The organism is Brevibacterium sanguinis (assembly GCF_003315415.1).
Lineage (GTDB): Bacteria > Actinomycetota > Actinomycetes > Actinomycetales > Brevibacteriaceae > Brevibacterium > Brevibacterium celere_A.
Genome location: NZ_QNSB01000009.1, coordinates 19117 through 43081 on the forward strand (window position 1 = coordinate 19117; position 23965 = coordinate 43081).

Consider the following 23965-nt stretch of genomic DNA (forward strand, 5'->3'; position numbering starts at 1 on the left):
TCTGCTCTTCCGCACAGGCATAATCATTGGAACCCAACGTTTAGGAGACTGACATGACCGCTCCCGTACTCGCCGTCACCGTGGGCGACCCCGTCGGAATCGGCCCGGAGATCACCGCCCAGGTGCTCAGCGAATTCGCCGGCCGGGACGATCAGCACGGCGTGGCCGTCGCCGATCTCGCCGTCATGCGACGCGCGGTCGAGGTGCTCGGCCTCGACGTCGAACTGCGGACGATCACCGACTGGTCGACGCCGTCGGTCGGTGCCGGCGTCATCGACGTCTTCGACATCGGCGTGCTCGGCGACGACCTGCCCGAGTGGGGCGTCGTCGACGCCCGCGCGGGCCAGGCCTCGGTCACGGCGATCGAGGTCGCGACGAAGGCGGCGATGGACCAGGAGATCGCCGGGATCGTCACCGGACCCATCAACAAGGAGGCCGTGTGGAAGTCCGGGTCGAAGCACCTCGGGCACACGGAGATGCTCGGTGAGCTCACGGGCGTGACGAAGCAGGACACGATGTTCGTCGTCGAGGACACGAAGGTGCCCGATCACAAGCTCCAGATCTTCTTCGCCACCCGCCACATGTCGCTGCGGAAGGCCCTCGACGCGCTCACCGTCGACACCCAGGTCGACTCGATCCTCCGCGCCCACCGCGCCCTGCAGCTCTACGGTGTCGACTCCCCCCGCCTCGCGGTCGCCGCACTCAACCCGCACGGCGGGGAGAACGGGGCCTTCGGCGACGAGGAGATCGAGATCCTCCGGCCGGCCGTCGAACGCGTCAACGCCGAGTCGGGGCTCGAGGTCGCCGGTCCGATCCCCGCCGACTCGGTCTTCCACCACGGGCTCATCGGCCGCTACGACGGCATCCTCTCGCAGTACCACGACCAGGGACACATCGCCTCGAAGACCTATGACTTCGACGGCACGATCTCGGTCACGGTCGGACTGCCGATCCTGCGCACCTCCGTCGACCACGGCACCGCCTTCGACATTGCCGGCCGCGGCATCGCCGATGCCGGCACCATGCGCTCGGCCTATGCGGCCGCGATCGGCTACGCGCCATACGTCGACGGGATCCGGGCGGAGTACCTGCCGCAGTAGGCGGCTCTGCCGGTGGGCGCGATCGGACGGGACGGCTGGAGGCGACAGGGGTGGTGGCGTGATGGCGGTTCGCAGCGGTACGCAGAAGCGGCGTGAGACCATCGCCGCGCTGCTCAAGACCGGAACGTGGAGCATCGCGCGCCTGGCCGCCGAGATGGGCACCTCCGAGTCGACGATCCGCCGGGACCTGCGCGAGATGTCGGAGACCGGAGAGGTCATCCGCACGATCGGCGGTGCCGCGGCGACCCGCTACGTCGAGTCCCCGCTCGGGGAGCGGATGGAGCACAACGCCGAGGCGAAGGACGCCATCGCGACCGCGGCCCTGACCTACCTCGACGATCCCGGGGTGCGCACGGTGTTCCTCGACGCCGGCTCGACCACCCTGCGCCTCGCCGAAAGGATCCGGTCGAGGCGGGATCTCACCGTCCATACGAGAGGACTCGAGATCGCTCTCGCCCTGGCCCACCCGGACGGTCCCGAGGTCGTCATGGTCGGGGGTCGGGTCTCGACGATGACCCATGGCACGACGGGGGCGTTCAGCGACCATGCTCTCGGCCGGATCCGCGTCGACCTCGCCTTCCTCGGCGCCGACGCCGTCGACCCCCGGTGGGGGCTCGGTGAGCCCACTCCGGAGGAAGCCAGGACGAAGGAGCTCGTCGCCGGGCGGGCGCGGACCGTCGTCGTCCTCGCCGATTCCTCGAAGTCCGGCCGGGACGTTGCCGCGTGGGCGCCGATGCCGGCCGGATGGGTGTGGATCGACGAGTCGGGACCCCGGGGGCTTGGCTGAGCGGTCAGGGGTGAGATCCGGCTCCCCGGACGCGTCGCCGAGTCCGTGCGGGATCGGGCGTGCGCGGGCAGTCGGCCCCTACACGGAGACTCGGGTCTCACCTTCGAGTCGCGAGTTGTCGAGGACCGGCAGCTTTGAGCGCGTCCTCGACAGCAGATCGGGGTCGATGGTGGCATAGGCCAGCTCGGTGCCGGTACCGCACTCGTTGAGCACCGAGCCATCAGGGCCGGCGATGAACGAGTGGCCGATGCCGGTTGGACTGCCAGCCACGGCAGGTACTCCAGTCGTCTCCGGGTCTGCCTGTCCGCACGCGGCGATATACGTCGTCGAGTCGAGAGCACGGGCGCGCCCCAGCAGCTTCCACTGCTCCGCCTTTCCCGGCCCGCTGCCCCATGAGGCGGAGACGACGATGAGATCGGCACCGGCACGAGCCTGCGTAGTGAACAGCGCAGGGAACCGGATGTCATAGCAGACGGCCAGTCCGACACGCAGAGTCCCGAAGCCGAACGTGCGGACCTCTTCGCCCGCTGTCACATCACTCGATTCCCGGTGGCCGAAGGCATCGTAGAGGTGGATCTTGTCATAGTGAGCGAAGACGCGGTCGCCGTTCGGATCAAGGCCCGTGGCGATGAGAGTGTTGACGACCTTCGTCCCGTGTCCCGGTCGGAACATCCCCGCAACGACAGTCACCGAGGAGCCGAGTGCGATCTCGGTCAGTGCGGTCGCCCAGGGACCATCGAGTTCCTCGGCAGCCCTTCGCAGATCGGTCCCGAAGGGAACATGTGTCGCCTCGGGGAAGATCACGAGTGACGCGCCTTCCCGCGCAGCTTCCTTCGTCATCGCCTCGACCTGTCGCAGGTTCTCTGCGGCATCAGGGGTCGAGTTCATCTGTGCGATTGCAATACGCATACTTCTGCCTTTCGTTGTGATTGGGGCGAGGACGCCGCGCACATGTGCGCGGCGTCGTCAGGCGACAGCGGCTAGAGTGGACCTCATGCGGACATCCACCGGACCAGCGGCACGCCAAGCGGCCTACGAGAAGATCCGAGATCTTGTCCTCACCGATCCCGCCGTGCAGGGAACTTTCCTCACCGAGGCCAATCTCGTCGACGTCATCGGCCTGTCGAGGACTCCGATCCGGGAGGCCCTCATCATGCTCGACGCGGAGGGATTCGTCGAGCTCATCGCCCACCGCGGCGCCTATGTTCCGCCGAGCAGCGGGCGGGAGATCCGCGACACTCTGGAGGTCCGGCAGCTCATCGAGATCGAGGCGGCGCGCAAGATCCTCTCCAACGGCGAGGTGCCGGTCGAGGAGATGCGCCGCCTGCTCCACGAGCAGGACGCCCTGACGGTCTCCGAGGACAACATTCCGGAGTTCATCGCCATCGATCAGATGTTCCACGCGGCGATGGTCGCCGCCGCCAGGAACTCGGTGATGACCGACATCTACATGCGGCTGCGCGTCAAGCACGTCCGCTTCGGCATCTCCGCCACCTGGACGAGCACCAGCCGCCCGGACGAGGTCCTCGTCGAGCACGCACGCATCCTCGACGCACTGGAGGCCCGGAGCATCGAGGATGCGATCGCCGCGATCAGCGCTCATATCGCCAACACCCAGGCTCTGCTGCTGCGCGGCGTCGACGACTGAGCGACCTCAATCCCGCTTGTGCGAGGCGAGCACCTCGAGGTAGTCGAGGTCCTCCTGGACATTGTTGTTCCGGCCGATGGCCAATCCGATGAGGGTGACCGTGCAAGCACCCGCGAGATAGACGACGACCCAGATCCAGGTTCCGGTGGAATCGAGCAGGAGCGTGAACATCGCGGGAGCCACGGCACCTCCGACGACCCCGGCGATGGTGTAGGCCAGGGACGAGCCCGTGTAGCGCAGCCGCGGGTGGAACTGCTCGACGACGAACGCCGCCTGCGGCCCGTACATGAACGAGTGGAAGAGGAGACCGACGGGAATGCCGATGTACATCCACAGAACCGGGTCGGTGTCGACCTGGGAGAAGAAGAGCCAGGCCCAGAGCGCGGCTCCGATCGCGGCCATGGCGTAAACGAGGCGACGATTGACGAGGTCCGAGATGTAGCCGGCCAGCGGGATGCAGACGATCTGGAACGCCGATCCGAGCATGACAGCACCGAGGACGACCGTCCGGTCCATGTCGAGGACCAGCGTGCCATAGGCGAGGGTGAAGACGACGAAGAGCGCATATGTGACATCGGGTCCGACTCGCGCCATGATCCCTGACGCCAACTGTTTGGGTTCGGTGCGAAGCAGCTCCTTGATCGGCTCCTTGGGCTGTTCGCCGGACTGCTCGACGGCCTTGAATACCGGCGTGTCCTCGAGCTTGAGCCGGATCCAGAGGCCGAAGATGACGAGCAGGGCGGAGACGAGGAACGCGATCCTCCACCCGAAGGCGAAGAAGGCCTCTTCTGACATCATCAGCGTCAGGGCCGCAAAGGCGCCGTTGGCAAGGAGGTTGCCGGCCGGCGGTCCGACCTGGGCGGCCGAGGACCAGAAGCCCCGATAGTGAGGGTTTCCGTATTCGCTCGAGAGGAGGACTGCGCCTCCCCACTCGCCGCCGACGCCGACGCCCTGAGCGAAGCGCAGGAGCACGAGGATGGTCGGAGCTGCGATCGAGATGGACTGATAGGTCGGGAGCACGCCGATGAGGAAGGTCGTGACACCGATCAGGACGAGGGTCCAGACCAGCACCTTCTTGCGCCCGACCTTGTCGCCGAGACGACCGAAGACCACTCCGCCGACCGGGCGGGAGATGTAACCGACAGCGTAGGTCGAGAAGGCGAGCAGGACGCCGGTCATCGAGTCTCCGGCCGGGAAGAACAATGTCGGGAACACGATCGCCGCGGCCGCAGAGTAGATCGCGAAATCGTACCACTCGAGGGTGGTGCCGCTCAGACTCGCGGCGAATGCCTTGGCGAGTTCTCGTCTGCCCACCGGCGGTCGGTCCTTGGTGTCGACTTCCATGTCGAGCCTCCATATCTATTACTGTGCGCTCCGCCCCAGCGGCGGATGTGTGAGCACTGACCTGCTCGATATTGTATATTAATTGTATACAGTGAGATGCAACAGCTCACATCGCAGTTTCTCCAACAGCAGAAGGGTCGGCCCAGTGCTCACATTCCAACTTCCCGACGGCTCGTCCAAGACCATCGACATCACCCGGCTGCTCAACGCGGGGTACGCGGGCCGCAATCAGGCATCCGTTCAGGCGCACATCGACGAACTCGCCGAACTCGGCGTTGAAGGTCCCAGCGCGATCCCGGCCTTGTATCCGGTATCGCCCTATCTCGCTCAGCAGGTTTCAACGATCGACGTCCAGCACTCGCGGACCTCGGGCGAAGCCGAGTGGGCGATGATCATCGCCGACGACGGCGTGTACATCACCGCAGCCTGCGACCACACGGATCGCGAACTCGAAGTCCACGGCGTCGCATGGTCCAAGAACGCCTCGCCGGACGTCGTGGCCGGCCACGCGTGGCGCTACGACGACATCGTCGACCACATCGACGAGATTTCCATTCGCGCCTGGGTCATTGATGACGAAGGGACCGAGACCCTGATTCAGGACGGCTCGTTCGCGGATCTCCTCCCTCCCCGGTACTGGCTTGACGATCTGGGAGAGCGCGGGCTTGACGGCCCCGGCACGATGCTGATTTCGGGCACCGTGCCGATGATCCCCGGAGTCGACCAGTTCCTCCCGGCGTGGAAGGTCACGATCTCGGACCCCGTGACCGGCGAGACGATCTCACTGCATTACGAAGTCAAGGAGATGCCGGCCCCCATCGGGTGACCGGCATCCGCACTGGGACAGAATCCCGCAGAATTCAGTCTGCGCGCCGCGAGCGGCCCCAGGCCAGTGCCGCGAGCGCGAGCGCACCGACGAACAGCCCGAAATCGCGCAGGGCGATGTCGAGGAAGTCACCGGTCGACACGAGGTTGACGATGATCCCGAGCAGCCAGGCCGCGACGAGCAGCGAACCGAACCTCGGGGCGATGGCGACGACGATGCCGGCGATGACCTCGACGACACCGACGGCGTACATCGCCTGCTGCGCGGTGCCCGGCAGGATCGCATCGATCCACGGTGCCAGATAGATCGGCCAGTCGACGAGGAGGTTGACGAACTTGTCGAGACCGAACACGATCGGGGCGACCGTGAAGACCGTGCGGAGGAGGAGGTAGGCGCGCTGAGCGCCGACGTCCGTTCCTGCCGACACCGCGGACGGGGTTGTGTTGAGCATGACGGCTTCCCTTCGGAGTGGACGGAGAACACCCGCTGGCATTCCTTGACTCCTCTGTGTCGGCGACCGCGGAAGTCTTACCCGCACCGGCGGACCGTGGCCGATCCGTGACCTGCGCACCTGCGACACGCGACGGAGGTAAGACGCGTACTGTTCGACGACACCAATGGACCATGACACCTCCACGCCGGCACCGGACGGTGAGACAATGACGATCGTGGACAGCATGTCGACCGACCTCAGCGGTGTCGTCAGTGACGACGATTGGTACCGCCGTCTCGGTGAGCCCGATCCCGCGGGCACCGCGGCGCAGCGGACCCTGCTCGACCTGCTGTTGCGCGCGACCCGCACCCAGGTCTGGCGGTTGCGGCACCAGCTGCCGGGAGCTGGTGCGGCGGATCTCGAGGACCTCGCCCAGCAGGCGGCCGACGACGCCCTGCTCGCTGTGATGCGCAAACTCGACTCGTTCGAGGGCCGCAGCCGCTTCAGCACCTGGGTGTACAAGTTCGGGGTTCTCCACGCGGGCGTCGCCGTGCGCCGGCAGGCGTGGCGACACCGCGAGGTCCTGCTGTTCGACGATCTTCCGGTCGTCGACCACCATCCCGGCCCCAGCGAGGTCGCCGAAGGCGGCGATCTGGTCCGAGCGGCGCGGGAGGCGATGACATCGGCCCTCACCGCGCGTCAGCGCCAGATCATGCTCGCCCTGCTCGTCGACCAGGTGCCCATCGACGTCCTCGCCGAACGACTGGGCACCACGCGCAACACGCTGTACAAGACGGTCCACGATGCCCGCGTTCGGCTGCGCGCGGCACTGCAGGCGTCGGGACACCTCGAGCCGCCCACAGGCAGGAGATCGTCATGACCGGCATCCCGAAACGAGCCGAGCTCTCACGCGACACGGTGCTGGGGATGCTCCTCGACACGAGCCCCTACCTGTCGTGCGACGACTGCTTCGACCGCCTCGACGAGTTCGTCGAACGTCGCCTGACCGAGCCCGACTTCCGTGACGAGCCCATGGAGGTTCACCTCGCCGGTTGCGAGGCCTGCGCCGAGGAGGCCTGCACCCTGGCCGAGCTGCTGGGCTGAGTCACTCCCCCATCGTGAGCACGAGTTTGCCGGTCGTGTGCCCCTCTTCGCCCACCCGGTGTGCTTCGGCCGCCTCGGCGAGAGGGAAGGTCTGCGCGATGGTGGCCCGCAGCTGACCCGACTCGACGAGATCGGAGATCGCGAGCATGCTCGCATGATCGGCCTCGACGAGGATGAGTTCGACGCGGATGCCGCGCTCGGTCGCGGCGTCGAAGAGGCCGCGCTTGGGGAACGGCAGGGTCGAGACCAGCACGCCTCCGTCGCGCAGCGACTTCAGCGACTCCAGCTGGTTCTGTCCCCCGAGGGTGTCGAGGACGACGTCGACGTCCTTGACACCCTCGGCGACGTCGGTCTCACGGTAGTCGACCACCTCGTCGGCACCGAGGTCGCGCACGAAGTCATGCTTGGGCGCGCTGGCCGTGCCGATGACATACGCACCGCGGGCCTTGGCGATCTGCACCGCCACATGCCCGACCCCGCCGGCCGCGGCATGGATGAGAACGCGGTCGCCCTCGCCCACCTCGGCGGTGTCGACGAGCGCCTGCCAGGCCGTCAGCGAGACGAGCGGGAGGGCGCCTGCCTGCACCTCGTCGATGGTCGTCGGCTTCGGGACGAAGGCACGAGTGGGCCCGACGACGAACTCCGCGTGCGAGCCGACTCCAAAGGGGTACGGGAGCATGCCATAGACTTCGTCGCCGGGCTTGAACAGCGTCACGCCCACCCCCACCTTCTCGACGACACCGCACACGTCCCACCCGAGGACGAAGGGTGGCGCAGGCAGGAAGCCGGCACCGCCTCGATGCTTCCAATCGGTGGGGTTCACTCCTGCCGCACGCACCCGGACGAGGATCTGACCGGGGACCGGCTTGGGTATCGGGAGTTCGATCTCGTGGAGGACCTCGGGCCCGCCGAGGTGGTCCTGGCTGATCGCTCGCATCGTCGGCTCCGCCTCAGCTGTGTCGATCGACGGGTTCGTGGCCTTCTTCGCATCGCTCATGGATCCATCCTTTCGCGTATCGGTGCCGGACTCCAGTGTCGCAGGTGCCTCGCCTGCAGCGCATGTCCTCATGCGATTCGCTCGTCGTGCCCCGACCGAGCAGGCCCACCGAATCTGCGGCGGTTTGCTCGAGCCCATAGTGGTGGATCTCAGGAAAGTTCAAGCGGAACAGCCAGGAAGGTCGTCGGCGAGACTGCCGAATCCACGAACGGCAATCCGGAAATGTCAATTGGTGGCAATCGAACTGTGAGACGTGATGCGCTTCTTCTGAAATCGGAATAGATTCGATCTGTAGACATGACGAGTGCAGGTCAATCGACCTCAGCCGTTTCGAACTCAGATTGCGACCAACCGGCCCAGAGGACACATACTATGCCAATCGCCCGCACGCCTCAGACCTCTGCCTCAGATCGCTCCACCGGAAGTGGTCCATTTCGCAAACTCGTATTGCGTAACGTCACGGTGATCGACGGCACCGGTGCGGCTCCATTCGGACCAGCCGATGTCGTGGTCGAGGGCGAACGAATTACAGGTATCTGGGAAACTACCGGGACGAACTCGATGCGCGATCGTCCAAGCGCCGAAAGAGCGGAAGAGCTCGACCTCCGCGATCATTTCCTTCTTCCCGGCTTCATCGATTCCCACGCGCACATCGGCACTCCCGACCAGGCACCCAGTTCCGACTACGTCTACCGGCTCTGGCTCGCACACGGAGTGACAACTGTGCGGGAGCTCGGTGCGTTCAACGGACTGGACTGGACGCTCAACGAAGCTCGCCGAGCTGCGGCTCAGGAGATCGTTGCACCTAAGATTCACGTCTATCCAGCGTTAATTGCCGGAATGTTGACTCCCACATCTCCGACGTCAGGCGACGAATCGATGGCTTGGGTGCGCGAGGTGGCCGCTCGGGGCGCGAAGGGAGTGAAGTTCTTCGGCACCTCCCCCAACGTCTTTGAATCCGCAGTCAACGAAGCATCTCGGCTGGGACTCGGCTCTGCCTGCCATCACGACCAGCGTCGCGCCGCTCAGGTCAATGCCCTCACCTCAGCGAGGTGGGGTCTGGGCAGCATCGAGCACTGGTACGGGATTCCCGAAGCGATGTTCCGCGATCGAACCGTCCAACACGTTCCAAGCTCCTACAATCACAACAGTGAACCCGAGCGGTTCAGTCAGGGAGCGCAGCTTTGGTTACAGACAGCGGAGCGCGGAAATGCTGCCTGGCAGGAGACTCTGGAGGAACTATGTGAACTCGGGACAACGCTGAGTCCGACATTCAATATTTATATCGGGTCCCGAGACGCTGCCCGGGTGCGAACTTCCGAATGGCACGAAAAGTACACTTCACCAACCCTTTGGCAGTTCTTTCAGCCGTCGCCCGAAAAGCACGGGTCCTATATGGGAGATTGGACGACCGACGACGAGATCGCTTGGCGGCATGCCTATGTGAAGTGGATGTCCTTCGTCAACGACTTCAAGAACCTCGGTGGCAGGGTGACCGCAGGGTCGGATTCAGGCTTCATCTACAAGGTCTACGGCTTCGGGTTCATCGAGGAGCTCGAACTCCTCCAAGAGGCGGGATTCCATCCCCTCGAGGTGATTCGGGCGGCGACGCTGCACGGTGCCGAACTGCTCGGTATCGATTCAGAAGTGGGTTCGATTGAAGTCGGCAAGGTTGCAGACCTCGTCGTCGCTTCGGAGAACCCGGTGGGTAACTTCAAGGTCCTCTACGGAAACGGACATCTGCGTTCCTCTGATAACGGGGTAGGCAGAGTCAGCGGAGTCAGATTCACGATGCGAAGCGGCGTCCTCTACGATGCCGCCGAACTACGTGCCGACATTGCGGCGATGGTGGCGGAGGAGAAAGCCGCGCAATCCCAGCGTACGACCTGAGCCCCGGTTTCGCGTCTTACGCATTCACCTGCGCAATCAGGAGCTGCGCGATTCAGGCCGCAGCGGCAATGTATCTGCGCACCTGTGCCTCCAGGACGGTCAGGGGCACGCTGCCAAGGCCGAGTATCGTGTCGTGGAAGTCCCGGATGTTGAAGTCCTCCTCCAGTGCCTCTTCGGCTTCACGGCGGAGCCGCTGGATCGTCAGGAGTCCAAGGTAATAGGCAGTTGCCTGTCCCGGCCAGGAAATGTACCGGTCGATCTCGGTGACAATCTCGTGTTCGGCGATGGCAGTGTTCTCTCGAAGGAAATCCTGTGCTTGCTGTCGAGACCAGCCAAAGACGTGCATTCCCGGGTCGACGACCAACCTCACTGCGCGCCACATCTGGAATGACAACATACCAATCCGCTCGTAAGGAGTCTCGTAGATTCCCATCTCGTCGCCCAATCGCTCCGTGTACAGACCCCATCCCTCGCCGAACGCCGAAATATAGAGCCTTCGGAAATCGGGAAGATCAAGTTCCTCAGCGAGGGATATCTGGAAGGAATGCCCGGGAGCGGACTCGTGCAGCGTCAGTGCTGGCAGGGAGTAGAGCGGTCGAGCCGGGAGATTGTAGGTATTGAGAAGGTATCGATCAGGAGCTCCCCGACCAAATGTATCGAAGGGGGCAATCTCGGAAGGAGTCTCCATGACGGCGAATCGCTGTTCTGGCAGCTTCCCGAAGTACTGGTGGATGACACGATCAAACGCCTTGCAGGTGTAAGCCGCTTCAGCCAGAAGTTGCCTCGGAGTCATTGCATAGAACCGGGGTTCAGTGCGCATGAAGTGGAAGAGACCGTCGAGATCATCGGCGAAGCCGACCTCCGCGGCGGTCTCCTCAAGCTCGACCCTGATCTTCCTCACTTCCGTCATCCCGAGGTCAAAGATCTCCTGTGGGTCCAATTCTGTCGTCGAATACTCTCGGACCTGCGAGCAGTAGAAGTCCAGCCCGTCGGGCTGATCAGCCGCTGCGATCGATTCCGGCAGTTCCGGCAAGTACTCCGTGACGAGGAATCGGTGCAGCTTCCCGTATGCCGGCACGACCTCGGAGGTCAACACTTCAAGCGCCTCGGCCTGCAGTGAATCCCGTTCTGCTTCCCTACCTGACCATCGGATGCGATCGAACGGGCCGAAAAAGGGCAGGCTTCGGACGTCGGAGACCTCCGCCACGCTCCGCACTGGCTCTTCGCGACCGAGCATGCACACCCGCGCTGGCCCGAATCCTCTCGCGACTCCATCCCTCATGTTTGAAATCTGTTGCTCGAAGTAGCGGGGGATGTCGCGGAGCAGGCCAAGGTATGCCCGCGCGCTTTCCTCATCGCCGAGCACGAGTCGGTAAGCGTCGAAGGCAAGTGTCCGCCAGAATGCCGAATCTGCGGTCGCTGGCCTTTCCCACATCCTGTGTTCTTGGGCCTCAAGAAGCGAGTTCAGTTGCTGGGAGTAGACGTCAAGATCGAGGGCCTCATCGTCGTTCAGCAGGGCCCGGTCGATGGAATCGATTGCCTGCCGAACCTCTCGCCACTTGGAGGTTCGCCTCTCCTGCGACGCGGGGCTGATATCTGGAAGAAAGTGCCTGGCAACAGCTTTCTGGGACAGGCTCCCGAATTCAGTCTCCCGCCACTTCCACTCTGCGTCGATGATCTCATACAGCCGCTGGCCCTCGTTCGTTCGACCTAAGTTCGCGTTGGCCGGTGTATGCTTCCCGATGGTCCCGGTCCCCGAGCGTCGCTGCTGATTCATTGCACACCTGCTTTTGGTTGGTTGGATTCAGGTCGCGGAGCCGACTGCATGCCCCAATGCACGAATGCGGCAATGTCGGCCAGTTGGTCGATCCGCACTTTCTGATTGACATACATCATGTGGCCGGCCGGATAGTAGCGTCGGACGATGTTCTCCTGACCTGCAGGCGAGATTCTTAGGTGGGCAAGTACATGTTCAGAAGCTGCGAACGGTGTGGCCGAATCGTGATATCCGAAGGCCACATAGACCTTGAGGTCTGGGTTCATTCGCATGGCAAAGGCGAGGTCGTCCGCTGTGTTAACTGAGGAGTTCTCGAACTCCTTGTACGACCATGGATGCACACGAGAAGTCAGCACCTCGTAGGTGAGATCGGATTCGTAGCCGAGTTCGGCACGCAGCAGATGATTGATCCCAACGGTGTATGGGTACTGAATGATCGGGTATGAAGGATCGTCGCCAAGGACCTCCCCATTAGTCTTGCCAGGGTGGGCTGTGAAGCGAGAGTCAAGTCGGCCAATTCGAAGCCCCCGGTTCCGCAGCAGTTGAGTGAAGAATGTGAACTCGTCGATCCGTAGGTCAGCGAGACGAACGAACTCCTCGTCGAGCCCGATGAGCCCAGACAATCGAGAACCGATGCGGTTCCGATCCTCTGCGCCGAGGCGACTTCCGCGCTCGAGCGCACGACTGTAGTCTCCATACGCGAACTCGGTTGCTTCGGCGACAACGTCTTCAAGTCCCCGACCGGGGTGCTTCCCGTGGTAGTGCGCGACCGCGGCGAAGGTTGGAAGGTAGTGGAGATACGGAGCCTCGTTGCCCTCGTTGAAATCGATCGTTCCGAAGTCGAGGACAGCGGAGATGAGGATGATCCCGTTGAAGGCGATGCCGTGGCGTCGGGCGAGATGACCGGCTAGTGCCGCCGCTCGCGTCGTCCCGTACGATTCCCCGGCGAGGAACTTCGGCGCCAGCCAGCGGTTGTTCCTGCACAGCCACTGGCGGATAGCCTCGCCTACGATATCCCGGTCACCGGTGAAGCCGTGGAACTCCTCCGGCTTCTCCCCCTCGACTGTACGGGAGAATCCGGTCGTCACCGGATCGATGAACACGAGGTCAGCATAGGCCAGCGAGGTTTCGAGATTGTCGGTCAGGCCGTAGGGCGGGGGCGTGCGGTCGTCGATGTCGTTGGCTACGACCCGGCGCGGTCCGAACAGACCGATGTGCAGCCACGCCGAGGAGGAGCCGGGTCCGCCGTTGAACACGAAGATGACTGGGCGAATATCCGCCCCCGGCTTCTCGATCGCCATGTACGAGGTCATGAAGACCTGGGCCTTGGGCCTCAGTCCTTCGAAAACCCCGTCCTCGAGCATCTCCTCGCCGATGACCATTCGTCCGGTCTCGGCGCGGTACCGCAGGACGTCATCGCCGATGAGAAGTTCATGCTCGGTGGTGACGAAGTCGTCCTTCGGCTCTCGCCTCTGCCTCGCAGTGGTCGGAGTCTCCTGCGGCTGGGCCGTCGTCTGCGCCTCTGTCATGGAAGTTCCGCTGTGTCCTTTCCTTCGGCGTCGAGTCCGCTCGTCGCGATCCGACGTCCATCGTGATTGATGTGTGGATTGTCATCGTCGGTGCCAGGGGCCGGCTTCGCCATCGCCGACCGGCACTGAGGGGCGCTCAGCCGTGGCCGCGGGCGGTTTCCCAGTCGGGGTTGATAGTCGGCACTGCGGCCAGCAGCGACCGGGTGTACTCGTGCCGGGGTTCGTCGAAGATCTGGTCCCGCGGTCCCTGTTCGACGATCTCACCGGTCTTCATCACCGCCACCCGGTGGGCGATCTGCCGAACGACGGCGAGGTCGTGGGCAATGAAGATGTAGGAAATGTCGCGCTCACGCTGCAGATCGACGAGGAGGTCGAGGACCTGAGCCTGCACCGAGACGTCGAGAGCAGAGACTGCTTCGTCGCAGATGACCAATTTCGGATCGACGACGAGGGCTCTGGCGATGCCGATGCGCTGGGCCTGTCCCCCGGAGAACTGCCGCGGATACCTGCCCGAGTGGTTCGGGTTGAGCCCCACCCGCTCCATCGCCGCCCGCACAAGGCTCCGGTAGCCGCCGGAGACCCTGCGCTTCTGATAGCGCAACGGTGCCGACACCACCTCTTCGACAGTGTGCCGCGGGTTGAGCGAGGAATAAGGATCCTGAAACACCATCTGGACACCGCTGCGAAAGCCGCGCAGATCCTGACCCGAGGTTGAGGTGATGTCTTGGCCGTCGAATTCGATCGTGCCCGAGGTCGGATCGATGAGCCTGGCCAACATCCGGGCCGTCGTCGACTTCCCGGATCCGGATTCGCCGACGATCCCCAGGGTCTCGCGGCGATTGACGCTGAAGGACACGTCGCTCACTGCAGTGAACAGCGACCTCCGTGACGTCCTGAACACCTTCTCCAGGCGCGTAGCGCGCAACAGCGGTGTCGGTTGCGATTCTCTCATCGAGTGGTCTCCTTCTCACCGGCGCCGGGCGCGCCGGGGCTCTCGGGCTGGAGTATCGGTTCGGGCAGGTCGACGACGTCGTCGAGACGAGGTGTGGCATCGAGCAGTCGCAGAGTGTATGGATCCTTTGGAGTTGCGAAGATCTGCTCGGCAGTCCCTTGCTCGACGCTCAAGCCCGACCGCATGACCGTGATGTGATCCGAGATCTGGCTGACCACCGCGAGGTCATGGGTAATGAAGAGCATCGCCGCCCGAGTGGCGGCCTGGACCTCGGCGAGCAGGTCGAGGATCTGGGCCTGCACGGTGACATCGAGGGCCGTGGTCGGTTCGTCGGCGATGATGACGTCAGGTTCGCACACCAGCGCCATGGCGATCATTACCCGTTGTCGCATTCCTCCGGAGAACTGGTGGGGGTAATGGCCGACTCGGTTCGCGGCGTCGGGTATGCGGACCCTGTCCATCGCATCGACAGCCTTCCTCACCGCCTCACTCTTGGTCCCACCCTTGTGGGCGCGGTAGGCCTCGGCGATCTGGAAGCCCACCGAATAGTAGGGATTGAGGGAGGACAGGGGATCCTGAAAGATCATCGAGATCCTGTTCCCGCGCACCTTACGAAGCACGGCATCGGATTTCGAGAGCAGCTCCTCGCCGTCGAATGACACCGACCCGGTCACCTTCGCCTCCCTCGGCAGCAGGCCCATGATCGCCAAGGACGTCATCGACTTGCCTGAACCTGATTCACCCACCAGACCCATGGTCTGGCCCCGGTCGATATTGAACGAGACCCCGTCGACGACGACGCCGGTAGGGAAGCCGATGCGCAGATCCGACACCGACAGCACCGCTGAGGATTGCGCACTCATGAACCGCTCACTCTCACTCGGGGGTCGAGGACCCTGTACAGGAGATCGACGACGATGTTTGCCGCGATCACCGCAAACGCGGCCACCAGGGTCACGCCCATGATGACGGGCTGGTCATTGACCGAGATCGCGTCGTAGGCGTAGCGGCCGACTCCATTGAGGCCGAAGACAGTCTCGGTGATGAGGGCGCCGCCGAGGAGGGTCGCGAAATCGACCCCGAGGAGAGTTACGACTGGTGTCAGGGACGGCCGCAGTCCATGCCTGATGAGGATCGCACCGCGGTCGAGGCCCTTCGCCCGAGCTGTGCGCATGAAGTTCTCCCCCATCGTGTCGATCATGTTCGTCCTGGTCAGCCGCGCATACATCGAGGCGTACATGAGCGCCAGAACCATCCACGGCATGAGGTAGGCCTGGAACCATTGGACCGGACTGTCCGAGAACGGCACGGCCGTGGGGAACGGCAGCCACTGGAGCTGGACCACGAGCAGGTACTGGAGGACCAGGGCGACGAAGTAGTTAGGCAGGGAGATGCCTGCCAGGGCGACCATCATCGCGCCCTTGTCCCACCAGGTGCCCTCCTTCACCGCACTGATGACTCCCGCGGCGATGCCGGTGAGCAGCCAGAGCACGGCAGCGCCGACGGCGATCGTGACCGACACAGGAAGCCGATCGAGGATCCCCTGTAGGACGTCCTGTCCGGTTTGGAAGGAATAACCGATACAGGGAGCATCGCAATGGACCGCCGAGGCGCCCGTTCCGTAGTCACGACCGACGACGATCGCGGCGAGGAATGTGAAGAACTGGGTGAGGAACGGCTCATTGAGCCCGAGCTGATCGCGGATCGCATCGATGCGCTCGGGGGTGCAGGTCTGCCCGCAGATGCTGGCTGCGGGATCCGGTGAGAGCTGGAAGAAGATGACGAAGGTGAAGAAGATGACGAGGAGCATGATCGCGGCTGCCGCGAGGAGGCGTCTGAGTATATAGAGGATCACCGGACGCCTCCTGACCAGAGCTTCTGCAGATTGTCGCCGAGAATCGTGAACGAAAGCACCGTGAGGAAGAGCAGCATTCCGGGGATAGCGAAGAACATGGGGTCGCTGGAGTACCAAGGCACGGCGGCGGCGATCATCTGACCCCAGGAGGGATTCGGCGGTGTGATGCCCACTCCGAGGAAGGACAGACCGGCCTCCGTGGCGATGAAGGTCGGTACGGCCAAGGTGGCCATGACGACGATCGTCCCCGACAGATTGGGCAGGACCTCCCGGAAGATCAAGGTGAACCAGCCTGCCCCCGAGGTCCGCGCAGCCTCGACGAACTCCCGCTTGGCCAGCGACATCGCCTGACCTCGGATGACACGAGCCGTCGCCGGCCAGCTGAAGAGGCTGAGGACAATGACGAGCAGGAGAGGCCGATTGCCCTGCGGAAGCGCGGAAAGGATCGCGATCATGAAGATCAGCGCCGGGAACGCCATGAGGAAGTCCATCACCCGGGAGATCGCGGCGTCGATGATTCCGCCGGCGAATCCAGCGATGATGCCCATCGTCACTCCGATGATCATAGTGATCGCGGTGGCGCCGATGCCGATGAGCATCGAGACCCTGGCGCCGTAGGCCACGCGGGCGAAGATGTCGCGACCGTTCTGCGGTTCGACGCCGAGCCAGTGCTCGGTGCCGATTCCGCCCAGTGGTTCGCGCGGCAGACCGCCGAGGGCTGGATCGACGGCCGATTCGTCATACTGGAACGGCCCCCATCCTGAGATCGCAGTGATGAGTGGAGCGAAGATCGCCACCAGGACGATGACGAGCAGATAGGCGATGGAGAGGATCACCGAGGGTTTCCGGAAGATAGCCCTCAGACGACCGGCCCCGGGCGAGAAGCTCTCGACCGGGACCGGCTGACCAAACTCTCCGACCTGTGCAGTGGGCGAGGCGGTCACGTGTCGATCATCCTTCCGGTTCGAGCAGACCCAGTTGGCTGTAGTCGATGTATCCGGTCTTCGAGGGGTTGGCGAACGCCCCGCCGACGTTCGAACCGACCAACTGCAGCGGACGCGGCCGGACGAGCGGCACGACGGGCGCGAGGTCGACGACCTGCTTGTTGATCGCCGCGTAGGCGGCGTTCTTCTCGTCGAGATCGGGGATCACAGCTGCTTCGGCGAGCGCCTTATTGAGTTCTGGATCGTCGATCTGGGACTGATTGAGATTGCCGGTGTCGGTGATGCGGGTGCCGTCGAAGAGCGGTCCCAAAAGGGGCTCCCCCGAGAACCATCCATTAGAGCACCAGCCGCTGATGGCGAGTTCGTTCTGCTGGCTCTTCGTCGCGATGACCTCGTAGAACTTCGCCTGATCGATGACGTTGAGTTCGACCTCGATGCCGGCCTTGCCCAGGGACTGCTGGACGGCCTCGGCCTGCGCCTGCCACATCGGCAGCGCCCGGACGTCCATCGTGAGTTTGAGCCCCTCCGCTCCTGCTTCCTTGAGAAGCTGCTTGGCTTTCTCCGGGTCGCCCTTGTCGCCCTCCGTGGCGTACGGATTGTAGTCCTCGTAGTCCGGGACGTTGGGCAGCAGCAGGTTCGGAGCGACATCGGCGAGTTGCGGTCCGCCGCTGGCGTTGACGACACTCGATTTGTCAGTGGCCCAGCTGATCGCCTCGCGCACTTTCCGATCCTGGAGCGGATCCTTCGAGGTGTTCATGATCATGAAGTAGTTGCACGACGGCAGCCCCTGCACGGTCCGCGCGGCGAGCTTCGGATCTTGGGTGATCTTCGCCAGGTTCGCTGCCACGACGGGGTTCGTCGAGGCGGACACCGCATTGGCGTCTTCCCCCTGGCCGGACATCATGCGCTGGTCGATCGTATTCTGATCGAGGCTGACCGTGAACTTGTATCCGTCGGGGTAAGCCGGGCGGATGTCATCGGTGTCGGCGTTCCAGTTCTCGTTGCGCACCAGTGTCAGCGATTCGCCCGGCTTGTACTCCTCGACCTTGTACGGTCCCGAGGAGATCGGATCGTTCTTGATCTGGTCGACCTTCGTCACCTTGTCCTTCGGGAACGGAGCTCCCGGCGCGGTGGCAATGACATTCGGAAAGTCAGCCATCGGTTCATTCGTGCGAATGGTGATAGTGCGGTCATCGACGACCTTGATCGAGTCCAGTCCCTTCGGGTCTTGGAAGACGCCCTTGTAGTCGGCAGCGCCCTCGATGTAGGTCTGCAGGTAATCGAGTCCGATCGCCAATGTCGGGTCGAAGGAATGCTCGATGCCGAACTTCACGTCCTCGGCGGTGATGGGCGAGCCGTCTTCGAAGGTCACACCCTCTTTGAGCCTGAATGTCCATTCCGTGGAGTCCGCATTCGGCGTTCCCGTGTCCTCTGCTAGGTCACCGACGAGTTCGAGTTCACCGGTCTCCCGGTTGTACTTGTACTGCGTGAGATTGCGATAGAGCAGGTTGTAGAGGTTGAGGACGTTGCCGTCGCTGCCCATGGCGGGGTCGAGGTGGGAGAAGTCGACCCCGCCCAGCACATTGACGACCCCACCCTTCTGCGGTTCCCCGGTGTAGGTTGCAAAGCCGGTCTTGGGATCGACGACAGCCTGAGAATCTCCCTGTGCATCTGTTCCGCCGGAACCGCACGAACTGAGCAGCATGACGCCGGCTGCAACCAGAGCAACGATCGGTAAAGCCCTCTTCTTCATGAAAAGTCCCCTTCGACTTGTTCATCAACAGAATTCAAAGTGAGCCGCATCGACCTTCCGGGCTCCGGCCCGCCGATGCGCGGGCTGGAGCCAAGATCAGTCACTCTCGATGCTCGTCAGAAGTGGGTACCCTGAGCTGGAACACCTCGATGGTGATTCGGATCACTCTTGTACTCTATCGTAGTTGCAACATACGTTGCAAGAGAAGGAATTGAATTGAGCATTGTTGCAACATGGATTGAGACTATGACAGCTGACCGCAGGCTCTCCCGCGGAACCAGGGCGGTCCTCAAAGCCATCGCCGACGATCCTGAACGAGCGTCCTATTGCAGTGCGGGGCAGTTGGCAGAGACCGCCGATGTCAACGTCGCAACAGTCACGAGAGCTGCGCAGGCAGTTGGCTTCTCCGGGTGGCCCGATCTATCGACTGAAGTGCGCAATCGTTATCTGTCATCTTTAGATGCGCGAAAGCACTTTGAGCGCAACAGCCAACTCCAGGTAAATCAAGGCCTGAGCTCTCTGTTCAAAGACCTCGAGCTGATGCAGTTACTGAGCGAGTCTCTGTCACAACAATCGATCGAACGAATAGCGACTGATATCGCAGCGTCTCGAGCCACGAAAGTTCTCGCCACGGGTTCATACACTGCTCCCGGAGCCGTTCTGGCACATAATGCGCAGGGGCTTGGGTACAACGTGTCGTTGTGTACGGGGTCCGCGACAAGCATGATCAACGAAGTGCGGCTCCTCGAGCCGGGTGATTGCCTAGTCACATTCTCCATTTGGAAGACCAGTTCGACAATCGACCAGCTTTGCGAGATTGCGAAAGAGCGCGGCATCAAGCTCGTCGTTATCGCTGATCAGCGCTCCCACCTCGCGCAGATCGCCGACGAGCTGATACTCGTTCCGTCGGAGGGAGCCGGGCCGATGGCTTCTGTGACTTGCGCGATCAGCGTGGTCCAATGCATTGTCAGTGGTCTCGCGGCGATCGACCCCGAGCGAACGGCGAGGATGCTCGAGGATCTTCAGGAACTCTGGTCACGAACGTCGGCAGTTGTGACCGAATGACCGTACGGTACGGTTCTCGCCACGTTACTAGGATCGCACCACGCTGATCACTCCCCCAGGCTGACACTCTTGGCGCCGCCGATCCCCGCGAATCGATTCGGCTGGCAGGTGAGCAGGATGACCTGCGCCCTGCGCCCGACCTCGTTGAGGACGACGCCCAGCGCCTTGAGCCTCTCCTCGTCGGCGAATCCGCAGCCGTCGTCGATGATGACGGGCGCTCCGGAATCGGCATCGACGAGAGTGGCCACCGCCAATCGGCCGATGAGGGACAGCTGCTCTTTCGTCCCTCCGGACAGCGACTCGAACGGCACGGTCCGCTCGCCCATCGTCCGGGAGACGATCTCGAGGTCCTCCGACACCTCGACGGCGAACCCGGGCCCGAAGACCAGCCGACCCAGTCGTTCGATCTGGTCGCGGAACGGTGCGACGTACTTCCGCTGGGCTTCGTTCTTCCGTTCGAGGACGGTCGTGCGCAGCAGATCGATCGCCTTGGCCCGCCGCTCGAGCCTGTTCAGGGTCGAGCGAGCGTGGTCGAGCCGCTGCTCGGCCGTCGCGAGCTTCTCGTAGATCCCCTCCCCGGCGCGGTCGTCGATGAGCGCGGCGAGCTGATCGACCTTCTGCCGATCCTCCTCTCGCTGTCTCTCCTTGCTCACGACCAGCTGCCGGGCATTCTCCAGCTGCATCGCCAGTGACTCGGGATCGGCTGCGTCGTAGGCGGCCCGCGCCTCGGCGACCTCGTCGTCCACGGTCGTCGATCGCTGCCCCAGAGCCTCGACGGCTGCGGTCAGCGCGTCGTCCGACTCCGCCTCCCGCGCATCCGCCACCGTGGCGCGCAGCCGTTCGCACTGCGCCTCCGCCTCCTCTGCTGTTGTCTGAGCTCGCACCAGGTCGACTCGCGCCCGATCGCAAGTCGTCCGCTTCTGCTCGAGTACGTTCCGGGCACGATCGACCTCGGCCCGCAGGTCCTCCGAGGACGTCGCCGCTCGCGCCAGGAGCGCGTCCAGCTCCTCGATGCTCGGGACCGGTGATTCTCCGATCGTTCGCCGTGTGTCGGCGGCACCACCACTCACTCCGTCCGAGCCGTTCCCAACGTCGCACTCCCGGACGACCTGCTCGGCCTTCGCCAGAGCGGCCTCGAGGTCCTCGCTCCGGTCCGAGCCGAGCAGCACCGTGAGCATCGACTCGGCCTCGGACACGATCGCCTCGGCCTCCGCCCGTTCCCGTGCCCTCTCGCGAGCCTGAGCCAGGGACTCCACCTCGAGGCGGGCGAATTCGGAGTCGAGGGCGCGCTTCGCCTTCTCGACCGCCGCATCCAACTCCCGCGGCGAGGTTCCGGGTCGCACCGTGATGTCGGCGACGCCCTCGATGGCGATCCGCAGGGCACGGGTCACCGCACGATCATCGGCCGCACCCTGGTCGATCTCGACATCGTCGACGAGGACGGGGCTCTCCCCCAGGCGCGTGATCGAGACCTGAGCGGCGGCAGCTGTCCTCGCGTTCTCGGCGATCCGCAGTTCGGCGTCCAGAGTGCCGAGGCGCTCGACGTCCGCCTGAGCCACCGGATTCGAGCTCATGGCGGCCTTCGCCCGTGCCCGCTTCTCCTCGTGGACGCGGATGCCCTCGAGGCGTTCTCGGAGTGCGGTCCGCTGCGCCTGCGCTCGGGCGGCCGCCAGCTGCCGACTCACCCACTTCTCCTCCTCGCGCGAGTTGTCGAAGCGCTCCTGGGCTTCGTCGAGATCGGCCTGAGCGGACTGGAGCGCGTCCTCGAGTTCGCGCAGGTTCGGCTCCAGCGTCTCGACGGTCGCTCGGGCCGTCGCCGCTGCCGTCTCGCTCGCCGCGAGGTCGGCGACGAGCTTCTCACGCCTGGCAAGGGTTTCACGGGCGATCTGCAGGTCACGGCCGACGGCGGCCGCGCGGGCCTCGGCCTCGTCGAGGCCCTTCTTCAGCTCGGCCACCTCGACGGCCGCCGCCTCGGCCGCCTCGAGATCGCCCCTGGCCGTCTCCAACTGCGTGCGCACCGATTCGAGCCGCGCGAGAGCGCGGGCGTGGTGGTCGACGAGCTCGTCCATGCCCCGGCTGCGCTCGAGCATCTCCCGATGGTCCGCCTCCGCCTCGGGCAGGGCCGCCAGGGCGTCGCGGTAGTCGCCGGTGGGCCGGCCCGACTTCGTGAAGTGCCTGGCGTACTCGTCCTCGATCCTCTCGAGAAACTCGTCATGGTCGCCCATCTCGGCGCCGGACTCGCTCAACGCGCTGTGCAGCGCCTTGATCTGGGCCAAGGACGCCTGTTCGAGGCTCTCGCCCTGGGCGACGTCGAGGGCCACGAGAAGGTCGACGTCGACCGTCTCGGCGAGGATCGCCAGGAACCGGTCATGGGCCGGATCACCGGCGAGCTGCTCTGGACGCGGTCGCAGGATCGTCAGCTCGGTGGTGTGCTGACGCAGCCAGCGCTTGCGGTACCTGAGCTCGTAGTCCCCGGTCGTCAGGTGCAGCTCCACCTCGGGCCCGACATCGGTGCCGACCGGCTGGATGTCCTTGATGCTCTGCTTCTTCGAGCTCGACTTGTCATCGCGCAGATGAGTGATCGCCTGGGCGATCGAGGACTTCCCGACCTCGTTGGGTCCCTCGATGACGGTGACGCCGGCGGCGAACTCGACGCTCGCATCGGTGATCCCGCGATAGTTCCGCAGCCGGATGGAATGGAGTTTCATGATCCGCTCCTCGCAAATCGGTAGAGCAGCCCCAAGGCGTCCTGGGCGGCCCGGGCGGTCGCGTCGTCCCCGGCGGCGAGGTCGGAGAGATCCTCGAGCGCCTGCTGGGTGAATCCGCTGAGGCCGAGCCCGGCGAAGTCCTCGTCGGCGGCGATGACGGCGATGTCGGTGTGCCGCTCCCAGATCGAGACCAGGGCGAAGAGGTCCGCTGCATCGTCGAGGATCTCGTCGAGTCGCGTCTTCGCCGCGGTCGACAGAGTGCCCCTGAGGATCAGCCACACCGCAGTGCGGTCCTTGTCGGGCAGTTCGGCCAGACGCCGTTCGAGTCGGACCACGTCCTCGAGGGAATCGAGGTCCTCCTCGACGACGAGGTACGACCAGCGCCCGACATGCACCTTCTCCACGCTGGCCTCGCGGGACTCGGGGTCGATGTCGATGAGGAGGACGTTGCCCGGATCGTCCTCGCGTCGTGAGGTCACCTCCGGGGAGCCCGGATACCAGATCCTCTCCCCGACCTCGAACGTCGCGTGCCGATCGCCGAGGACGACGAACTGGGCGCGGTCCTGGCCGAGCAGGTAGCGCAGCTGGTCGACGTCGATCGTCGCCAATGACTCCCGGTCGGGATCGAGCGTGCTCACGGCACCGTGGCCGGCGATGATGCGCAGCCTCCCGGGAGCCACCTCGGCGAGGTCCTTCGTGGCGGCGGCGACGAGGTCCGCCTGGGGCCGCTTCGAGAACCACGGCGCGCCGACGACCTCGACGCCGGGCACGACCTCGGTGGGGGCGGAATCCCGCAGCACATGGACGTGCTCGGGGACGCGGGAGGCGAACGCGTGCGAATCGTAGATCGACGCCGCGTCGAGGGGATCGTGATTGCCGGGCAGCAGCACGACCGGCACCGGGAAGGAGCGCAGCACCTCGAAGGTGCGGGCCACGATCGCCCGATCGAGCTGATTGGACTCGAACACGTCTCCGCAGACGACGACGAACTCCGCGCCGGCCTCGCCGGCGAGTTCGCCGATCCGCCTGACCGCGTCGAGACGGGCCCGATGGAATCGGGGTCGAGCCTCGTCGCTGAGATAGTGGGCGGTCATCCCCAGCTGCCAGTCCGCGGTCGCGATGAATCTCATGCTCTCCTCCTTGGCTCGCCCCCATCCTAAGCGGGCAGTTCCCACCCTAGGCCGTGCCCCTGACATCGACTGTGACACAGCTCATGACCAGGGACGATGAACGACCGGAAGCCGCGAGCAGCG

Annotated in this window: 21 protein-coding genes; 8 read left to right on the forward strand and 13 right to left on the reverse strand. The window is 64.2% G+C overall.

Annotation, left to right across the window (positions count from 1 at the left end; all coding sequences use genetic code 11):
• Positions 1 to 53: 53 nt before the first annotated feature.
• Both pdxA and DFO65_RS12750 read left to right on the forward strand, forming a co-directional pair.
• Positions 54 to 1100, forward strand: coding sequence for a 4-hydroxythreonine-4-phosphate dehydrogenase PdxA (pdxA, locus tag DFO65_RS12745; protein ID WP_113904822.1), 1047 nt, complete (start codon positions 54 to 56; stop codon positions 1098 to 1100).
• Positions 1101 to 1161: 61 nt separating this feature from the next.
• The gene (locus tag DFO65_RS12750) at positions 1162 to 1887 is read left to right on the forward strand and encodes a DeoR/GlpR family DNA-binding transcription regulator (RefSeq protein WP_113904823.1); all 726 of its coding nucleotides are present in this window, start codon (positions 1162 to 1164) and stop codon (positions 1885 to 1887) included.
• 78 nt (positions 1888 to 1965) lie between these two features.
• Here the strand turns inward: DFO65_RS12750 and DFO65_RS12755 are convergent, their stop codons facing one another.
• Complete coding sequence (locus DFO65_RS12755) at positions 1966 to 2796, reverse strand: carbon-nitrogen hydrolase family protein (protein ID WP_113904824.1); 831 nt, start codon at positions 2794 to 2796, stop codon at positions 1966 to 1968.
• An 85-nt stretch (positions 2797 to 2881) separates the two neighbouring features.
• On the opposite strand from DFO65_RS12755, the gene DFO65_RS12760 reads away from it, so the two are divergent.
• Complete coding sequence (locus tag DFO65_RS12760; RefSeq protein WP_113904825.1) at positions 2882 to 3535, forward strand: GntR family transcriptional regulator; 654 nt, start codon at positions 2882 to 2884, stop codon at positions 3533 to 3535.
• A gap of 6 nt (positions 3536 to 3541) precedes the next feature.
• Here DFO65_RS12760 and DFO65_RS12765 read toward each other — a convergent pair whose 3' ends face one another.
• Positions 3542 to 4879 (reverse strand): MFS transporter, encoded by a 1338-nt coding sequence (locus DFO65_RS12765; RefSeq protein WP_113904826.1) that lies wholly within the window; start codon positions 4877 to 4879, stop codon positions 3542 to 3544.
• A 91-nt stretch (positions 4880 to 4970) separates the two neighbouring features.
• Here DFO65_RS12765 and DFO65_RS12770 point away from each other — a divergent pair, with 91 nt between their 5' ends.
• Positions 4971 to 5705, forward strand: coding sequence for a DUF2848 domain-containing protein (locus tag DFO65_RS12770; RefSeq protein ID WP_245940735.1), 735 nt, complete (start codon positions 4971 to 4973; stop codon positions 5703 to 5705).
• A gap of 34 nt (positions 5706 to 5739) precedes the next feature.
• Here the strand turns inward: DFO65_RS12770 and DFO65_RS12775 are convergent, their stop codons facing one another.
• Entirely contained in the window at positions 5740 to 6156 is a 417-nt protein-coding gene (locus tag DFO65_RS12775) for a DoxX family membrane protein (protein WP_113904828.1), read from the reverse strand.
• 208 nt (positions 6157 to 6364) lie between these two features.
• On the opposite strand from DFO65_RS12775, the gene DFO65_RS12780 reads away from it, so the two are divergent.
• Positions 6365 to 7018: an RNA polymerase sigma factor gene (locus tag DFO65_RS12780; protein WP_113904929.1), complete on the forward strand. Its 654-nt coding sequence runs from the start codon at positions 6365 to 6367 to the stop codon at positions 7016 to 7018.
• Positions 7015 to 7242: an anti-sigma factor gene (locus tag DFO65_RS12785; protein WP_113904829.1), complete on the forward strand. Its 228-nt coding sequence runs from the start codon at positions 7015 to 7017 to the stop codon at positions 7240 to 7242. Before DFO65_RS12780 ends, DFO65_RS12785 begins: the two co-directional genes overlap by 4 nt.
• 1 nt (position 7243) lies before the next feature.
• Here the strand turns inward: DFO65_RS12785 and DFO65_RS12790 are convergent, their stop codons facing one another.
• Positions 7244 to 8239 carry an NADP-dependent oxidoreductase gene (locus DFO65_RS12790; RefSeq protein ID WP_220151294.1) on the reverse strand — a complete coding sequence of 332 codons (996 nt, stop codon included), beginning with the start codon at positions 8237 to 8239 and terminating at the stop codon, positions 7244 to 7246.
• Between the two features lie 372 nt (positions 8240 to 8611).
• On the opposite strand from DFO65_RS12790, the gene DFO65_RS12795 reads away from it, so the two are divergent.
• The gene (locus DFO65_RS12795) at positions 8612 to 10129 is read left to right on the forward strand and encodes an amidohydrolase family protein (protein WP_220151295.1); all 1518 of its coding nucleotides are present in this window, start codon (positions 8612 to 8614) and stop codon (positions 10127 to 10129) included.
• Positions 10130 to 10181: 52 nt separating this feature from the next.
• Here the strand turns inward: DFO65_RS12795 and DFO65_RS12800 are convergent, their stop codons facing one another.
• The 7 genes from DFO65_RS12800 to DFO65_RS12830 all read right to left on the reverse strand — a co-directional run bounded on the left by DFO65_RS12800 (position 10182) and on the right by DFO65_RS12830 (position 18939).
• Positions 10182 to 11906: a DUF885 domain-containing protein gene (locus tag DFO65_RS12800; RefSeq protein ID WP_113904830.1), complete on the reverse strand. Its 1725-nt coding sequence runs from the start codon at positions 11904 to 11906 to the stop codon at positions 10182 to 10184.
• Positions 11903 to 13435 (reverse strand): S10 family peptidase, encoded by a 1533-nt coding sequence (locus DFO65_RS12805; protein ID WP_113904831.1) that lies wholly within the window; start codon positions 13433 to 13435, stop codon positions 11903 to 11905. The genes DFO65_RS12800 and DFO65_RS12805 overlap by 4 nt, the downstream gene beginning before the upstream one ends.
• A 136-nt stretch (positions 13436 to 13571) precedes the next feature.
• A complete protein-coding gene (locus DFO65_RS12810) occupies positions 13572 to 14300 on the reverse strand; it encodes an ATP-binding cassette domain-containing protein (protein WP_245940737.1) in 729 nt (242 codons plus the stop codon).
• 83 nt (positions 14301 to 14383) lie between these two features.
• Complete coding sequence (locus DFO65_RS12815; RefSeq protein WP_113904833.1) at positions 14384 to 15250, reverse strand: ABC transporter ATP-binding protein; 867 nt, start codon at positions 15248 to 15250, stop codon at positions 14384 to 14386.
• On the reverse strand, positions 15247 to 16242 hold the full coding sequence (locus tag DFO65_RS12820; protein WP_113904834.1) for an ABC transporter permease: 996 nt from the start codon (positions 16240 to 16242) through the stop codon (positions 15247 to 15249). The genes DFO65_RS12815 and DFO65_RS12820 overlap by 4 nt, the downstream gene beginning before the upstream one ends.
• Entirely contained in the window at positions 16239 to 17078 is an 840-nt protein-coding gene (locus DFO65_RS12825) for an ABC transporter permease (protein ID WP_245940739.1), read from the reverse strand. Before DFO65_RS12825 ends, DFO65_RS12820 begins: the two co-directional genes overlap by 4 nt.
• A 115-nt stretch (positions 17079 to 17193) precedes the next feature.
• On the reverse strand, positions 17194 to 18939 hold the full coding sequence (locus DFO65_RS12830; RefSeq protein WP_113904836.1) for an ABC transporter substrate-binding protein: 1746 nt from the start codon (positions 18937 to 18939) through the stop codon (positions 17194 to 17196).
• A 216-nt stretch (positions 18940 to 19155) separates the two neighbouring features.
• Between DFO65_RS12830 and DFO65_RS12835 the strand changes: the two genes are divergently transcribed.
• A complete protein-coding gene (locus tag DFO65_RS12835; RefSeq protein ID WP_147233359.1) occupies positions 19156 to 20004 on the forward strand; it encodes a MurR/RpiR family transcriptional regulator in 849 nt (282 codons plus the stop codon).
• A 47-nt stretch (positions 20005 to 20051) separates the two neighbouring features.
• Here DFO65_RS12835 and DFO65_RS12840 read toward each other — a convergent pair whose 3' ends face one another.
• Positions 20052 to 22712, reverse strand: coding sequence for an AAA family ATPase (locus tag DFO65_RS12840; RefSeq protein WP_113904838.1), 2661 nt, complete (start codon positions 22710 to 22712; stop codon positions 20052 to 20054).
• Complete coding sequence (locus tag DFO65_RS12845) at positions 22709 to 23842, reverse strand: metallophosphoesterase family protein (RefSeq protein WP_113904839.1); 1134 nt, start codon at positions 23840 to 23842, stop codon at positions 22709 to 22711. Before DFO65_RS12845 ends, DFO65_RS12840 begins: the two co-directional genes overlap by 4 nt.
• Positions 23843 to 23965 lie beyond the last annotated feature (123 nt).

Bases quoted from the DNA above. Each gene is read 5' to 3' on its own strand.
- pdxA (WP_113904822.1), top strand. From the start codon at position 54: ATGACCGCTCCCGTACTCGCCGTCACCGTGGGCGACCCCGTCGGAATC.
- DFO65_RS12750 (WP_113904823.1), top strand. From the start codon at position 1,162: ATGGCGGTTCGCAGCGGTACGCAGAAGCGGCGTGAGACCATCGCCGCG.
- DFO65_RS12755 (WP_113904824.1), bottom strand. From the start codon at position 2,796: ATGCGTATTGCAATCGCACAGATGAACTCGACCCCTGATGCCGCAGAG.
- DFO65_RS12760 (WP_113904825.1), top strand. From the start codon at position 2,882: ATGCGGACATCCACCGGACCAGCGGCACGCCAAGCGGCCTACGAGAAG.
- DFO65_RS12765 (WP_113904826.1), bottom strand. From the start codon at position 4,879: ATGGAAGTCGACACCAAGGACCGACCGCCGGTGGGCAGACGAGAACTC.
- DFO65_RS12775 (WP_113904828.1), bottom strand. From the start codon at position 6,156: ATGCTCAACACAACCCCGTCCGCGGTGTCGGCAGGAACGGACGTCGGC.
- DFO65_RS12780 (WP_113904929.1), top strand. From the start codon at position 6,365: ATGACGATCGTGGACAGCATGTCGACCGACCTCAGCGGTGTCGTCAGT.
- DFO65_RS12785 (WP_113904829.1), top strand. From the start codon at position 7,015: ATGACCGGCATCCCGAAACGAGCCGAGCTCTCACGCGACACGGTGCTG.
- DFO65_RS12790 (WP_220151294.1), bottom strand. From the start codon at position 8,239: ATGAGCGATGCGAAGAAGGCCACGAACCCGTCGATCGACACAGCTGAG.
- DFO65_RS12795 (WP_220151295.1), top strand. From the start codon at position 8,612: ATGCCAATCGCCCGCACGCCTCAGACCTCTGCCTCAGATCGCTCCACC.
- DFO65_RS12800 (WP_113904830.1), bottom strand. From the start codon at position 11,906: ATGAATCAGCAGCGACGCTCGGGGACCGGGACCATCGGGAAGCATACA.
- DFO65_RS12805 (WP_113904831.1), bottom strand. From the start codon at position 13,435: ATGACAGAGGCGCAGACGACGGCCCAGCCGCAGGAGACTCCGACCACT.
- DFO65_RS12815 (WP_113904833.1), bottom strand. From the start codon at position 15,250: ATGAGTGCGCAATCCTCAGCGGTGCTGTCGGTGTCGGATCTGCGCATC.
- DFO65_RS12830 (WP_113904836.1), bottom strand. From the start codon at position 18,939: ATGAAGAAGAGGGCTTTACCGATCGTTGCTCTGGTTGCAGCCGGCGTC.
- DFO65_RS12840 (WP_113904838.1), bottom strand. From the start codon at position 22,712: ATGAAACTCCATTCCATCCGGCTGCGGAACTATCGCGGGATCACCGAT.
- DFO65_RS12845 (WP_113904839.1), bottom strand. From the start codon at position 23,842: ATGAGATTCATCGCGACCGCGGACTGGCAGCTGGGGATGACCGCCCAC.